General features: G+C 69.1%; 13 protein-coding genes. 6 read left to right on the forward strand and 7 right to left on the reverse strand.

What is annotated here, in order from left to right:
- Window positions 1-203 (reverse strand): hypothetical protein (locus ABF401_RS19320; RefSeq protein WP_353511214.1); only part of this gene is annotated, 203 nt, incomplete at its 3' end.
- A gap of 168 nt (window positions 204-371) precedes the next feature.
- On the opposite strand from ABF401_RS19320, the gene ABF401_RS19325 reads away from it, so the two are divergent.
- The 3 genes from ABF401_RS19325 (at window position 372) to ABF401_RS19335 (ending at window position 4,827) form a co-directional block, all read left to right on the forward strand.
- The gene (locus tag ABF401_RS19325; RefSeq protein WP_353511215.1) at window positions 372-1,037 is read left to right on the forward strand and encodes a TetR/AcrR family transcriptional regulator; all 666 of its coding nucleotides are present in this window, start codon (window positions 372-374) and stop codon (window positions 1,035-1,037) included.
- A gap of 27 nt (window positions 1,038-1,064) precedes the next feature.
- A complete protein-coding gene (locus ABF401_RS19330; RefSeq protein ID WP_353511216.1) occupies window positions 1,065-3,590 on the forward strand; it encodes an MMPL family transporter in 2,526 nt (841 codons plus the stop codon).
- Window positions 3,591-3,711: 121 nt separating this feature from the next.
- Window positions 3,712-4,827 (forward strand): alpha/beta hydrolase, encoded by a 1,116-nt coding sequence (locus ABF401_RS19335; RefSeq protein ID WP_353511217.1) that lies wholly within the window; start codon window positions 3,712-3,714, stop codon window positions 4,825-4,827.
- 90 nt (window positions 4,828-4,917) lie between these two features.
- Here the strand turns inward: ABF401_RS19335 and ABF401_RS19340 are convergent, their stop codons facing one another.
- Window positions 4,918-5,286, reverse strand: a complete 369-nt coding sequence (locus ABF401_RS19340) for a VOC family protein (RefSeq protein ID WP_353511218.1) — start codon at window positions 5,284-5,286, stop codon at window positions 4,918-4,920.
- A gap of 100 nt (window positions 5,287-5,386) precedes the next feature.
- Here ABF401_RS19340 and ABF401_RS19345 point away from each other — a divergent pair, with 100 nt between their 5' ends.
- Window positions 5,387-5,710, forward strand: a complete 324-nt coding sequence (locus ABF401_RS19345) for a hypothetical protein (RefSeq protein ID WP_353511219.1) — start codon at window positions 5,387-5,389, stop codon at window positions 5,708-5,710.
- A gap of 92 nt (window positions 5,711-5,802) precedes the next feature.
- Here the strand turns inward: ABF401_RS19345 and ABF401_RS19350 are convergent, their stop codons facing one another.
- On the reverse strand, window positions 5,803-6,693 hold the full coding sequence (locus tag ABF401_RS19350; RefSeq protein WP_353511220.1) for an endonuclease/exonuclease/phosphatase family protein: 891 nt from the start codon (window positions 6,691-6,693) through the stop codon (window positions 5,803-5,805).
- Here ABF401_RS19350 and ABF401_RS19355 point away from each other — a divergent pair.
- Window positions 6,692-7,294 carry a nucleotidyltransferase family protein gene (locus tag ABF401_RS19355; protein WP_353511221.1) on the forward strand — a complete coding sequence of 201 codons (603 nt, stop codon included), beginning with the start codon at window positions 6,692-6,694 and terminating at the stop codon, window positions 7,292-7,294. The genes ABF401_RS19350 and ABF401_RS19355 overlap by 2 nt on opposite strands.
- Here ABF401_RS19355 and ABF401_RS19360 read toward each other — a convergent pair.
- The 3 genes from ABF401_RS19360 to ABF401_RS19370 all read right to left on the reverse strand — a co-directional run bounded on the left by ABF401_RS19360 (window position 7,254) and on the right by ABF401_RS19370 (window position 11,779).
- On the reverse strand, window positions 7,254-8,672 hold the full coding sequence (locus tag ABF401_RS19360) for a glycosyltransferase (RefSeq protein WP_353511222.1): 1,419 nt from the start codon (window positions 8,670-8,672) through the stop codon (window positions 7,254-7,256). The genes ABF401_RS19355 and ABF401_RS19360 overlap by 41 nt on opposite strands.
- 171 nt (window positions 8,673-8,843) lie before the next feature.
- The gene (locus ABF401_RS19365) at window positions 8,844-10,103 is read right to left on the reverse strand and encodes an arginine deiminase (RefSeq protein WP_353511223.1); all 1,260 of its coding nucleotides are present in this window, start codon (window positions 10,101-10,103) and stop codon (window positions 8,844-8,846) included.
- The gene (locus ABF401_RS19370; protein WP_353511224.1) at window positions 10,100-11,779 is read right to left on the reverse strand and encodes an MFS transporter; all 1,680 of its coding nucleotides are present in this window, start codon (window positions 11,777-11,779) and stop codon (window positions 10,100-10,102) included. The genes ABF401_RS19365 and ABF401_RS19370 overlap by 4 nt, the downstream gene beginning before the upstream one ends.
- A gap of 107 nt (window positions 11,780-11,886) precedes the next feature.
- On the opposite strand from ABF401_RS19370, the gene ABF401_RS19375 reads away from it, so the two are divergent.
- The gene (locus ABF401_RS19375; protein ID WP_353511225.1) at window positions 11,887-13,305 is read left to right on the forward strand and encodes an amidase; all 1,419 of its coding nucleotides are present in this window, start codon (window positions 11,887-11,889) and stop codon (window positions 13,303-13,305) included.
- 118 nt (window positions 13,306-13,423) lie between these two features.
- On the opposite strand, the gene ABF401_RS19380 is transcribed toward ABF401_RS19375, so the two are convergent.
- Window positions 13,424-14,080 carry a nucleoside/nucleotide kinase family protein gene (locus ABF401_RS19380; protein WP_353511226.1) on the reverse strand — a complete coding sequence of 219 codons (657 nt, stop codon included), beginning with the start codon at window positions 14,078-14,080 and terminating at the stop codon, window positions 13,424-13,426.
- Window positions 14,081-14,632: the final 552 nt, after the last annotated feature.

Raw genomic sequence — 14,632 nt, forward strand, 5'->3', positions numbered from 1 at the left:
ACGTCACGCAGCCGGGGACGCCGCCCCCGCCCGGGAGAGCCGTCCGCCGGCCTCTCCGTCGCGGCGGCCGGACCAGCGGTGTCGGGTGTGCTGGCCAGCGAGGACCAGAACGCATCGGCGGCGGCCCGGCCGTCGGCCTCGTGCCGCGCCTCCACCTCAGTGAGCCGCGTCCGAAGCTGCTCGAGCACCGCCGCATTTGCCATGTCTCGAACATACGTTCGAGTAGTGCACCTTGTCAACGCTTTTGGGAAGTTTGTCCAGTCCGGTTTTCGGATGCCGGCCAGACGCCCCCGGGGTCCGGCTGGGAGCGAGCTCAGCGGCATACGGCACTGTTTTTGCACTCAGTGCATGCGACGTTCTAGCCTGATCGGGTGCCACCTTCCGAACGTCCCTCGGACCGTCGCGCCCGAATCCGGGAAGGCCATCACCGGGCCATCATCGACGCCGCGGCTTCGCTGCTCGGCGCCAAGGGTGCCGATGGCTTCACGGTCGAGGAGCTGGCAAGACGGGCTGAGGTTTCGCGTCGGACCGTCTTCAACCATTTCGGGTCGGTCGACGACATCGTCATCACGGTGTGCACCGAGGTGCTCGGCGATTTGGTCGAGACGTTCGAGTCGCGGCCGTCCGCGCCGGCCGGCACGAGCGATGCCGGCGTCTTCGACGAGCTTGCCGAGGCCTTGCGCTCGACCGATCTGGTCGCCCCGATCGCCTACCTGACGAGGGTCCTTGGCACGTCCGACAACGACTCGTCGCAGCGCCGGGCGGTCGTCCTCCTGCGCGCCTTCACCGAGGTGAGCGAACGCATTGCGGCCGAGATGCTGCGCCGCCATCCCGAGGCCGACGAGCTCACGACGCGCCTGCTCGTCAGCTCGCTCATCGGCGGCCTCGTCGTTCTGCACACCCACTGGCTTGCCGCCACCGGCGGCTCCGCGGACACCGCGTCCCGGGCGGTGTGGGACGAGCTGCTCGACCAGCTGATCCGGCAGACCCGAGACGGCTACGCATCCACGGCTTCGCTTGGCGCACACACCTCCTGACTCCTCCGCTCCCCCGAAAGACTCCTCATGGCTGAATTCCTCTTCCGACTCGGTCAGGCGGCTGCCCGCCGCGCGCCGCGGGTGATCGCGGCCGCGTTCGCGGTCCTCCTCGCCGCGGGCATCGCCTTCGTCGTGGGGGCCGGTACGCTGACGAGCACGGTGTCGATCCCCGGCACGCGGACTGCCCAGGTGACCGAGCGGCTCCAGCAGGTACTCCCCCGGGCCTCGGGCGGGAACGGGTCCATCGTCTTCGAGACCAGCGATGGCTCGCGGCTGACCGAGGCGCAGCGGAGCGCCATCAGCGAGCGTGCCGTGGAGGCGTCGCGGCTGGCCGGCGTCGCGACCGTCGTGGACCCCTTCCAGACGGAGCAGCAGCGCGCCACGCGGCAACAGGAGCTGGACAAGGGCCGCGCGCGGATCGAGGACGGCCGCAAGCAGCTTGCCGGAGGTCGGGCCCAGCTCGAGGACGGGCAGGCCAAGCTCGACGCGGCCCGGGAGCAGGCGAGGGCGAACGGCACCCTGGACCAGATCGGGCCAGCGCTCGAGGCGCAACAGGCGAGCCTGGACGCCGGCCGCCGCGCTCTCGAGACCCAGGCGGCCCAGCTCCAGGCCGGGAGCGATCAGATCGACCAGGGCGCCCGGCTGCTCGAGCTGTCCCAGGGCATCGGCATGGTGTCCAAGGACGGCAGCACGGCGATCGTCACCGTCCTTTTCGACAAACCACAGATGGACGTGACGCAGCAGCAGAAGGACGCTGTCATCGCGGCCTTCGGGCAGCCCGTGGACGGGGTCGACGTCTCCTACTCGGCCGAGCTCGCAAGCGGCATCCCGACGATCCTCGGCGCCGGCGAGGTCATCGGCATCGTCGTCGCCGCCCTGGTCCTTGTCGTCATGCTCGGCACTCTCATCGGCGCCGGCCTACCGATCCTCACGGCGCTGGTCGGGGTTGCCATCGGGGCCCTGTTCACGATGTCCCTGTCAAGCGCGATCGAGATGACCTCGGTGACCCCGGTCCTCGGGCTCATGCTCGGTCTCGCCGTCGGCATCGACTACTCGCTCTTCATCATCAACCGCCACCGCAGGCAGCTGAAGCAGGGGTACTCCATCGAGGAGTCGATCGGTGTGGCCAACGGCACGTCGGGCAACGCCGTCGTATTCGCCGGCGCGACAGTGCTCATCGCCCTGCTCGCGCTCAACGTCACGGGCATCCCGTTCCTCGGACTCATGGGCACCGTCGGTGCGCTCTCCATCGCCATTGCCGTCCTCATCGCCGTCACCCTGACACCGGCGCTCCTCGGCCTCATCGGCGAGCGGATCCTCAGCCGTCGGGAGCGCGCTCGACTGGCCGAGGCAAGCCCAACACTCGGCGAGCCTGCCTCAGCCGAGGCGACGGCCCCTGCGGCCTCGGGGCCGCGCCTCCGCCCGATGTCCACGCTGCGCGCGCTGGGCAGCATCGTGCTGGGCATCGGTGCCCTCGTCGTCATCGCGCTGCCCGCCCTCGAGCTGCGACTCGGCCTTCCCGACGGATCTGCTGAGGCAGTCGAATCGACCCAGTACCAAGCCTTCTCGACCGTCTCGGAGAAGTTCGGACCCGGACGCAACGCCCCTCTCCTCGTCGTCGCCGACATCGTCGCCGTGCCAGGAACCACGCCCGACGTGACGGTGCAGTCGGCGGTTGCCGACTCCATCGCGGCTCAGGACGACGTCGTCGCGGTGGCGCCCATCGGGGTGTCCAAGGGACGAACCGTGGCGGCCTTCCAGGTCGTTCCCTCAGGCGGGCCCAACGACCCCTCGACCGAGCAGCTCGTCCATACCCTGCGCGCGCTCGAGCCGATGGGAGGCACCGTCAGCCTCGACGTCGCCGGCTTGGCCAGCGGCAACATCGACATCTCCGGCAAGCTCTCCGACGCCCTGCCGACCTACCTTGGGCTCGTCGTGGGCCTGTCGCTCATCATCCTCGTGCTCGTCTTCCGCTCCATCTTCGTGCCGGTCATCGCGACGCTCGGATTCGTGCTCTCGTACTTCGCGGCGATCGGTGGGGTCGTGGCGATCTACCAGTGGGGTTGGCTCTCCGGTGTCTTCGGCGTCGACAACCCGGGCCCGATCCTCAGCTTCCTGCCCACGATGCTCGCCGGCATCCTCTTCGGCCTGGCCATGGACTACCAGCTGTTCCTCGGCTCAGGCATGCGGGAGGCATACGCCCATGGCTCCCCGGCTCGGCTGGCTGTGGTTCAGGGCCTGCACGCGGGTCGTAGCGTCGTCACGGCTGCCGCGATCATCATGACCGCGGTCTTCGGTGGGTTCGTCTTCTCGCACAGCGCGATGATCCGGCCGATCGGATTCGGACTCGCGTTCGGCGTCCTGGTCGACGCGTTCGTCGTCCGCATGCTCATCATGCCCTCCCTCATGCACCTCGCCGGAGACAAGGCCTGGTGGTTGCCCAAGTGGCTCGACCGCCGGCTGCCGAACCTCGACGTCGAGGGCGCGGCCCTCGAGCGACACCATCCTCACGTGCCAGACCTGGAGTCCGCGCCGACCTTGGCGAGCTCCTAGCCAGTAGTCCGGGCTCCACGTTACGACTCCCTTGCGGCCGAACCGGGGTGCAGCCAGTTCACAGCCTGCGGGTTGAGCATCAGATCATGAGTCCTCGGTGCGGCGCAGGTCGGGAGTTGCGGTGGAACTGACCGATGCCGGACCGATCGTCATCCTCTCGATACTCGCGGTTACGCTCTTCGCGCTCGTCGTCATCGGCTGGCCGCGACCGCCGATCCGAGGTCTTCGGGCGGGGTCCCGCGCTGGACAGGTGCTGCTGCTCAACGCCGTCGTCGTGACGCTCGCCCTCGCGATCCTCAACGACCAGTACGTCTTCTACTCGACCTGGGCGGACCTCTTCGGCGCCCGGTCAACCTACGTGCAGTCGCATCACGGTGGCACGGTGAAGGAGGCGCTCAGCGCGCCGGTTCATGGGACCGGGCTGCCGAAGACATCGGCCCTCCACGCGGACTACGCCTTGCCGCAGCCCGGGTCGCGGCTGCAGACCTACTCGGTCCTCGACCCGAGCGCCGGCACCCGCGTGCAGGTCCTCGTCCACCTGCCGGTCGGCTACAACCCGAACTCCAGTCGCCGCTACCCGGTCATCCTCGGTCTGCACGGGTTCCCCGCGACTCCGACGAGCTTTGTGAACCACAACTTCCTCGGCAGCGCCACCCGGCTGACGGCGGAGCACAAGCTGGCGCCGACCATCTTCGTGATCCCCCAGATCGACGTGCCGCCCGATGTCGATACCGAGTGCCTGAATGGTCCGCCGGGCAGCCCGCAGTCCGAGACGTGGCTGACGAGCGTCGTGCCGGTATGGGCGCTCACCCACCTGCGAGTCCGGACCGACAGGGGCTCCTGGGCAACGATGGGCTACTCGTATGGTGCTTGGTGCTCGGCCGTACTGAGCATGCGCCATCCGGACATCTTCGGGGCGTCCATCGTCCTGCAGGGCTACTACCGTCCCGAGTTCGCGCAGTCCTACAGGCCGCTCAGTTCGGCCCAGCTTCGCACCTACGACCTGATACACCTCGCCAGCTCGGACCCACCGCCCCTCGCCATGTGGATCCTGGCATCGCGTCAGGACCACGGGTCCTACCCCTCGACGGCGGCGTTCCTCCGGGCAGCGCGGCGACCATTGTCGATCACCTCCGTCATCCTCGCGGAAGGCGGCCACCGGCCCTCGGTCTACGAGCCGTACAGCGCGGCCGCCCTCACCTGGCTGGGGGAGACCCTGCCCGGCTTCCGGCCCTGAGTCATCGCGTGGCTCAGGCGACGGCGTCTGCGAGATCTGGGTCGTCCGACAAACAGTTGCGTGCTCAGGCGAGTTGGCGCTTCTCCGAGATCAGGTGGATGAGGTTGCCGCACGTGTCGTCGAAGCGGCGATGACGGCGGTACCGATGTCCATGGGTCGCTGCATGAGGGTGACACCAAGCGCCATGAGGCGGGCATGCTCGGCCTCGACGTCGTCGACGGTGAACTGTGCCAAGGGGATGCTGTCGGCGACGAGGGCGTCGCGGTGGGGCTTCACCGCCGGGTGGCTCGAGGGCTCGAGCAGCAGCTCGGGGCCCGCAGCCTCGGGCGAGACCGCCGTGAGCCAGGAGTCGCTGCCAAGGGGGATGCCGTGGTGCTTCGTGAAGCCGACTACATCGGTGTAGAAGGCAAGCGCAGCTCGCTGATCGTCCACGTACGCGCTGGTCAGCTGGATCCTCATGGGCCGGTCCTTTCTCCGAGGGCCATCTCTGCGCTACTTCGGCTAGCGCTGTGATGGCTACGGTTGACTGACGCGCCCATCGGATCCCAAGGACTGAGCCGTGCCCGACCCACCTGAGATTGTCTGTATCTGCGGATCCACCCGGTTCGCGAACGAGCTGAGCGCGGCGAACCGTGATCTGACCCTCGCAGGTGCCATCGTCGTCGCGCCGGGCGTCCTCCTGCGGGCCGACGATCGCCAGGCAGACGAGGTGATCACCAACGAGCAGAAGGCCGCGCTGAACGCCCTCCACCTGCGCAAGATCGACCTGGCTGACCGGGTTCTGGTCGTCAACCCAGGCGGATATATCGGCGAGTCGACGAGCAGGGAGATCGCCTACGCCCGCGCCACCGGCAAGCCGATCTCGTTCACCGATCCCGTCTGACCAGCGCGGCATCCCCCACGACCGGACGCCACTCTGCAAGGTCGATCAGCTCGCGCGCCAACTGCCTGCCGGCATCGACCCGATTCGCGAGCTCAGCCACCCCGATCACCCAGGTCCACCCACAGGGCCCGGTGGTCGGAAATGGGCAGCGCGGGTCCACCGCTGTCCCCGATCTGGACCAGCCCCCGCACGAGGATGTGGTCGATCTGCTCGCGTGCCTCGTCGACCGGGTAGGTCGGATGGCTGGCAGCCGGACGCATCCTGGCCGTCTGGGTGGCCCGGCCCGGCCCCATGTTGAGGTCCCCCATGAGCAGAACCGGCTCGTGGCAGTCCACGGTTGCCTTGACCAGCTTGCGCAACTGCCGGACGTTCCACCACGGGATGAACGATAGGTGGGTCCCGACAACGGTGTACTCACCGAGGGGCGTCTCGACCGAGGCCACGACCGCCACCCGGGGCTCGTCCGTCACGAGATAGGGGCGCAGCCGGCCCTTGAAGCGCATCGGCACGGGGAACGGAACGGGCTCGAGGCGGATCACCTGCCAGCCGGTAACCGGGTACCGGGACAGCAGGGCCACCCCGTAGGCGGCGGAATCCGGCTGCTCGTCGCCGGTCGACGCCACCCACGTCGCACCCGGACTGCCATGGATGGCAGCGACGAACCGGTGGTGCGGTGCCCCCATGGCGTCGGCTGCGACGGCGGTGAGGTCGGCGAACCCGGAGCGCTGCTGGTTCTGGTCCACCTCCTGCAGGGCAAGGATGTCAGCGTCGAGGCGCTTCACTGCGTCAGCAAGGCCGCCGGGGTCGACGTGCTGGTCGGTGGGGACGCGCCCATTGAGGATGTTGAAGGTCGCGACGCGCATGTAGAACCCGTTACCCGCCCGTCGCGGACCGGCTCGGCAGATGCCGACGGTTGTTGCCCGCTGGACAAGCCGAACCCGCATGTACTGCACCCACGACGAGAACGGGTACACCCGATACATGGGAGAACCTGACCAGGACGACCTGCGCGAGGCGCTGAAGACGGTCGCCGTTGCCCTCAAGGCGGCCGGCCGGCCGTTCGCGCTCATCGGCGGCTACGGCGTCTGGGCGCGCGGAGGGCCGGAGCCGAACCACGACGCGGACTTCCTCGTCGCGAGGGAGGACGCCGAGGAGATCGCGCACTTGCTCGCAGACCAGGGCCTCCATGTCGTGCAGCCGCCGGAGGACTGGCTCTTCAAGGTCTACGTCGGCGACGCCCTCGTCGACATCATCTTCCGGCCCGCCGGCACGTTCGCCACCCGAGGCGTCGTCGAGCGAGCCACCCCGCTTCGGGTCCTGTCGATCGAGATGCCGGTCATGCCGGCCACGGATCTCCTCGTCCACCGGCTCAACGCCTTGACCGAGCACTACTGCGACTTCGCCGTCCACATCCCCGTTGCCCGGGCGCTGCGCGAGCAGGTTGACTGGAACGTCGTTCGCGAGCTGACCGCGCCGAATCCCTTTGCTGCTGCCCTGCTCTTCCTCCTCGAGCGGCTCGAGATCATCGAGCCGCCCCGGGGCCTCACCCGCCGAGCTTGGTCAGCAGCTCAACCCACTGGATGAGGTGGCGGTCACCGAGGAAGTCACGGCGCACCCGTTCCTGGGCCCGGCGGCCCATCGTGCGGCGCCCCTCCGGGTCGCCAAGCATCCGGGTGACCAGCGCACCAAAGGTCTCGAGGTCCGCGGCGTCGTGCAACAGGAACCCCTCGTCGCCGTCAGTGAGCTGGTCCTGGAGACCCCCGACCGCGCTGGCGATGACGGGGCGGCTCTTCCACATCGCCTCGGTCAGGGTGAGGCCGAAGCCCTCCGCGAGGCTCTTCTGGACGACGACGGCGGCGTGCCGCTGGAGCGCATTGACGATCAGGGCGTTCTCGTCGACGTCGTCCATCGGCACGGACGCGAGGTGGCAGCGGTTCTGCACCTCCGGCGGCAGGGCCGCCCACACTGCGTGGCACTCGGCGTAGACCTCGGCGCCCTCCGGGTCGTCAGCGATTCCAGAGACGTCGGGCCCCGCGAGCACGACGTGCGCGTCCGGCACGAGCGGCGCGACGTGTGCTGCGAATCCGCTCAGCACGCCGGGCATGTCCTTGAGCCGGTCCCACCGGCTCACCTGCAGGACGAGGGGCGCGTCGATCGGGGGCGGGGCGTTGGTCAGCAGATCGGCGTGCCGGCGCAGCACCCCCTCACTCCCCTCCCGTCGCTGGAAGCCGACCACCCCGCGCGGGTCCCCGTTGTGAACGAGGCCGACGCCCAGCAGGACCCGCCGCACCTCGTGGCCGGGGAGGTCCACATTCTTCGTCGAGAACGGGTCGATCGAGGGCTGGATGATCATGACGCGCTCCGGCGGAAGCCAGAGGGGCACGTAGCTCGACCGTGAGAAGACGAAGGCGTCGGCTCCGAGGACGTGCTCGCGCAGGAAGTCCCACCCGAGGTCGGTGATCTCCGTCCTCTCGTCCCGACCGATGTGGCATCGCCACACGACGTGGGCGCCGAGCTGCTTGAGCCCGGCCGCCAGCCCCGCGGTCTGGGGGTCATGGAGGAGGACGACGTCGCCGGGACGGACCAGGTCGCGCAGCTGGGCGAGGTTGGCGCTCATCACGCGTTCGTAGTGCGCCTGGTCCTCTGCGCCGAAGCCCGTGCGGCCGATGAGGGAGCCGTGCAGGGCGTTGTGGAGGGCCTTGGTGATCTCGAAGAACGCCGGATCGCCGTCGAGGACGAGCCACCGCGCGTCCACGTCGGCGCCGCGGGCGTAGGCGAGCAGCACCTGGAGCATCTCCGCGACGCCACCGCCCGATGCGGTCGAGTTGATGTTCCAGATGATTCGCCCGGCGAGCGCCTTGCGGGCCAGCGCCGCCGTGGACAGGAACGTCTCTGCGCGGACGGGGTCGAGCAGCCCCGCCAGGTCCTCGAGCGGCTCAGCCTCGATCTGGACGGCGTCCATGGTCACATCCTCACAGATCGGGTCACACCGACCGGGCATTTCGTGCACAGTCGATTGGGTGGGCGGAAGCAGCGGGACTACGCGTGGGCGCCGAGCGCGCTCAGCGGCATACGACCATTCCGTATGCCGCTGAGCGCGCTCCCCGGGCCACGGTTCCTCCCTGCCCCGGCGTCAGACGTCGACGGGGTCGCGGATGATGGGACAGGTCATGCAGTGGCCACCCCCGCGGCCGCGGCCGAGCTCCGCACCGACGATGGTGATGACCTCGATTCCGGCCTGGTCCAGAACGGCGTTCGTCGTGGTGTTGCGGTCGTAGGTGATGACGACCCCGGGCGCCAGGGCGACGAGGTTGTTGCCGCTGTCCCACTGCTGACGCTCGGAGGCGTACACGTCGCCCCCGGTCGGAAGTCCGCGAAGCTCCTTGAGGCCCAAGGACCGTGCGACGACATCGAGGAACGGCGTGCCGGCCTCGTCCGCGACCTCGACTGTCCGGGCGGTGTGGCCGGGACGCAGGACGAAGGGATGGATCGAGTCGACGATCGAGGGGAAGTAGGTGACGACGTCACGGTCGGCGAAGGTGAAGACGGTGTCCAGGTGCATCGCCGCGCGCAGCTTCGGCATGCCCGCGACGACGACCTGATCGGCGGCACCGTGGTCGAAGAGCGCCGTGGCGACCTGCGTGATCGCCTGCCGTGAGGTGCGCTCGCTCATCCCCATCAGCACCACGCCGTTGCCGACCGGCATGACGTCGCCGCCTTCGATCGAGGCCCGGCCCCAGTCCTGCTCGGGGTCACCCCACCAGATCGTCGAGCCGACGAAGTCGGGGTGGAACGTGTAGATCGCCTTGTACAGGAGGGTCTCGTCGTGCCGGGCCGGCCAGTACAGCGGGTTGAACGTCATCCCACCGTAGATCCAGCACGTGGTGTCTCGCGTGTAGAGCGTGTTGGGCAGCGGTGGCAGCAGGTAGTCACGCTCTCCGGTGGACTCACGGGCCAGTCGCACGTACGGCGTACGGTGCTCCTCGGGCAGGTCGTTCGTCGCCAGTCCGCCGATGAGGAACTCGGTGAGCTGGGGTGGCTCCAGCGAATCGAGATAGGCCCTGGTCGGATCGACGAGGCCGATCCCGACCTCGTTCGGCACGATGAGGCGGTCCATCAGCCAGTCGCGGGCGCCGGGCACGGCCATCGTTGCCGTGACCAGGTCGTGCAGCTCGACAACCTCGATGCCTCGGTCGGTCATCTTGCCGACGAAGTCGGCGTGGTCGCGCTCGGCGTTCTCGACCCACAGCACGTCGTCGAAGAGGAGGTCGTCGGAGTTCGCCGGCGTGAGCCGCCGATGGGCGAGGCCGGGCCGACAGACCAGGACCTTGCGCAGCATTCCCACCTCGGAGTGGACACCGTACGTGTCGGAGACGCTGGGTGTGGCGCTCATTCATGGTCCTTTCGCCGGCGCTGGTCTCGCGCGTCCTCGTTGACGATGTCCTCCGCCGACAGCTCGGCCGGCACGTACTTCGGCAGTCGCGCGGCGGGAAAGATGGCCAACACCGAGATGGCCCCCACGATGAGGAACGACGCCCGGATGGCGCGGAGCCGAGCATCTGCGTTGATCGCGACCGCCTCCGCCACCTGCGCCGGCGTCGCCGAGGTCGCTCCAACCGTGTCCCTCACCTCGTTGTCGGTGACGAAGTCGACCACCCCGAAAGGGACCCCGGCCCGGAGCTCGGGCGGCAGGTCGGACCGGTCGAACGCCAGGGCAAGGAACATGCCCAACAGCCCGACTGCCACAACGCTGGCCAACGCCGCACCCAGGGCGTTGGAGACGTTGTTCGCGACGCCGCGCAACGCGCCCACGTCGCCGGCCAGTCGCTTCGGTGACGCAGACACGAGCACGTTGAAGAGCAAGGTGAGCAACGTGCCCTCGCCGATGCCGACGATGAGCAGGCCGAGGATGACGGTGACGGTGCTCCAGTCGTGGCCGATGGTGAAGGCCACCACGACGAGGCCGATGGCAATGAGGATGAACGAGGCGATCCCCAGACGCCGCGGTGAGGCGCGATCGTACAGACGCACCGACAGAACGCCAGCCAGCGCGATGGCAGCCGTGTACGGGAGGATGGCCACCGCCGAGAACAGGGGCGTGCGGTCCTGCACGATCTGGACGTAGAGCGGGATGAGGAAGCCCACCGCGAGACCAAGGCTTCCGGCGACGAGAAACGCGATGACTGCGCTCTTCTCCTCCCTGCTCTCCATCACCTCCAGCGCGAGCAGCGGTTGCTCGCCGGTCGCCACACGCCGGCGGGACCACGCGAAGAACGCCTGCCCGAGCAGGACCCCGGCCAGGATGAGGAGCGGCGCCGGCGATACACGCAGCAGCGAGAACGGTGCCTCGTCCTCGGCCAGGAGTGGCCCCCAGGTCTGGAGGTTGTTGAAGCCGAACAGGATGAGCGCGATTGCGGCAGCGGAGAGCAGGACGCCGACGGCATCGATCCTGATGTTCGGCTGGCGAGGGATCGGCGTCAGGCGAAAGCTCAGGACCAGGACGACGACGGAGAGGACGACGAGCAGCCCGTACGAGTAGCGCCAGCTGAGAACCGTGGCGAGGAAGCCGGCGATGAGGAAGGTGACCGCACTGGCGACCGCGGGCATGCCGGCGAGCACGCCCAGCGCGGTCTCCTGCTGCCGGCCGTGGTAGTTGGCCGCGATGAGCACCACGAAAGTCGGCACGCCCGCGGCGGCGGCCACACCGGCGATCACCTGGGCCGTGTTCATCATGGTCGCGTTCGTGCTGCTCGCCATGAGACCCATCGACGCACCGTGGACCACGATGCTTGCCTGCAGCACCCGACGCTCCCCTACGATCTTGCCGACCTTCGCGCCGAGCATGACGAACGCGGCGACGAACAACGAGTAGAGCAGGAGCGCGGTCGCGGTGGCCGTCGCCGGCGCGTTCAGGTCTGCCGAGATCGGCCCGAGCGACACGGGCAGGACGCTGATGTTGATCGCCATCTGCAGCTGGGCGAGGACAATGATGACCAACGGCAACCAGGGCGCCCGTGCAGCCCGTTCGTCGCCCATCGTGGAGCCAGCCGGCCGATCTGGCGTTGTCATTGGGCTTCAGCGTAGTCAGCGCGGCACCCGCCGCAACGAGGCGCGAAGGCCAGCCCGGCGGCATACGGCAGGTTGAACGGAACTGCGAACCCGGCGAGGGTGTCCCCATGACCGACCTGATCCGTTCCACCGCCACCGAGGTCGTGCACCTGCTGCGCGCCGGTGAGGTCTCCCCCACTGAGGTCCTCCGCGTCCTCGAGGAGCACGTCCTCGCGACCGACGAGGCCGTCAACGCGCTGCCCATCCGCTTCTTCGAGGCGGCCCGGGCAGCCGCGGCGCAGCTCGAGCGCGAACGCCCCGTTCCTCCTGACCGGGGATGGCTCGCGGGCCTGCCGGTGGCGATCAAGGACTACAACGACGTGGCGGGGCAGCTGACGACGAACGGGTCGCCGATCTTCGCGGACGCCGTGGCCGCCGAGTCGGATGCGATGGTCCGCCAGGTCGAGGCGCATGGCGGACTCCCCTACGCCAAGAGCAACGTGCCCGAGTTCGCCGGTGGTCACACGTACAACACCGTCTGGGGCGCCACCCGCAACCCGTGGCACACCGGGCGCAGCGCTGGCGGGTCGTCGGGTGGCTCGGCCGCCGCGCTCGCCTCAGGCAGCGCCTGGCTCGCGACCGGCAACGACCTCGGCGGCAGCCTCCGCACGCCGGCTGGCTACAACGGCGTGGTCGGCGTGCGGCCGACCCCCGGGCTCGTGCCCCGGAAGCGTCCACCGGTCCCCTTCGACGCGCTCTGGGTCGAGGGGCCGATGGCCCGAAACGTCGCCGACGCAGCCCTGCTGCTCGACGCCCTCGCGGGCCCCGACGCGCACGACCCGCTGACGAGGGAGCGACCCGCGCGCAGCTTCGTCGAGCAGCTCGACCGGATGCCGGAGTTCCTCAGGGTCGGCTACACGCCCGACCTCGGGAGCCTGCCGGTCGAGCGCGAGATCCGCGACCTCACCGAGCGCTCGCTGAGCCACTTCCGGGATTTCGGCGCGGACGTCACCGGTGAGGCGCCTGACTTCGCCGGTGCCTACGAGACGTTCCAGACGCTGCGTGCCCAGTTCCTCGCGACCGTCAGGGGCGACCTGCTCGAGACCGATCGGCACCGCATCAAGGACGACATCGTCTGGAACCTCGAGCTCGGGCTGACCCAGTCACTCGCCGACGTCCAGGCGGCCGAACGGGATCGGGGTGAGCTGATCCACCGGACGATGGACTTCTTCGCCGATCACGACGTCCTCGTCGTCCCCTCCGCGCCGCTCAACCCCTTCCCCGTCGAGTGGACCGCGCCGTCGTCGATCGAGGGCACCCCGATGCGCACGTACGTCGACTGGATCTCGATCACCTTCATCATCACCCTGACGGCCTGCCCCGTCGTCGCTCTCCCCTGTGCCCTGTCCAGCGACGGCCTTCCCGTTGGGATCCAGCTCATCGGGCGTCCCGGCTCCGAGGGGATGTTGCTGGCCGTCGCCAGCGCCTTCGAGCACGCGGTCGGCATCGCTGGGCAGCTTCCCATCGTTCCACGGGAAGGTGACTGAGGCACAAAGACATTCGGCCGTATGCCGCTGAGCTCGCTCGGCGTGCCCGTGGCCGCCGGGAGGGCTGGGAGGGTGGATCGAGCGCAGGCGAGCTCAGCGGCATACGGCAGCGTGTTTATCAGGAGACCCAGCCGTCGGGCGTGTTGACAATGACGCGATCGGCGCGGTGAGTGGCAGACGCGATGAGAGCTGCGTTGACCTCGTCGCTCTCGGCTACCCAACGCGCCGCCGCGTCGGGATCCTTCCCGAAGGCAACGTGCCGGTCGACGAGTCGGGCTCGCCGCGTGTCGTCCTCGGTGGTGACCTGCCAGATCTCGGTGAGCTGGCGGCGGGCTGCCTCCCAGCGCGGCTCGGGCAGCAGCAGGTAGTTGCCCTCGGTGATCACGAGGCGGACGCTGGGTGGGACGACCACCGCCGCAGCGATGGGCTGCTCGAGCGTGCGCTCGAAACCCGGCGCGTAGATGGGCTGGTCCGGGTCCTCGAGAAGGCGGCGCAACAGATGGGCGTAGCCGTCGGCGTCGAAGGTGTCGGGCGCGCCCTTGCGGTGCCGGGCACCGAGCCTTTCCAGCTGGACGTCGGCAAGGTGGAAACCGTCCATCGGCACGTGCGCCACCCAGCCGGCGCCTTGGGTGGCGGCCACCGTCTGGACCAGCTCGTCAGCGAGCGTCGACTTGCCTGCGCCGGGTGGTCCCGCGATGCCGAGGAGAGCGCGGCGTCTGTCAGTCACGAGGGCGATTGCTGCCTCGGCCAGCTGCTCGATCCCGTCGCGGTGCATGCCGTCATTGTGGTCGGTGCTGGTCCGGCTGGGATTGAGCCTCCACGGATAACCGCAATCCGGATACCCCGAGCAGGCGTGGTGCTAGCGTCGAAAGGGGCCCATGACAAGGCCCGCCTGGCGATTGGAGCGTCCACGCTGATCGGCGTTGGGCCGTTGGTGTCGGCCGTGCACGTTGCTCGCGGCCGGCACGTCTTGCGACCACGCGAGACGGGGAACGGACATGCATGCAGCACCTGGCGAGGTCCCGCGATCGAGGGTGGGTCGTCTCCTCCGAGTCCTTCGCGCGTGCACGACAGCTGCGGTTGTGTCCACGGCCGGGCTCAGCCTCGCCGCATGCGGGTCGGCCGCGGGCCCAGGCGCCGTCACGCCGGCGCCCACACCGGCGCTGGCCCCGGTCACGACCCTTTCTCCGGCCGAGGCCGCGACCTCAGTCGCTGCGTCCAGAAGGTTCGGGACGACGCAAACCACCCCGTCAGCCGCAAACCACACGGGAGTCACCGCGCCGGCCACAGCCACCCTGACGTCCGGAGCCAGCCGGCCGACGGCTGC

Source organism: Intrasporangium sp. (genome assembly GCF_040414665.1).
Classification (GTDB): Bacteria; Actinomycetota; Actinomycetes; order Actinomycetales; family Dermatophilaceae; genus Intrasporangium.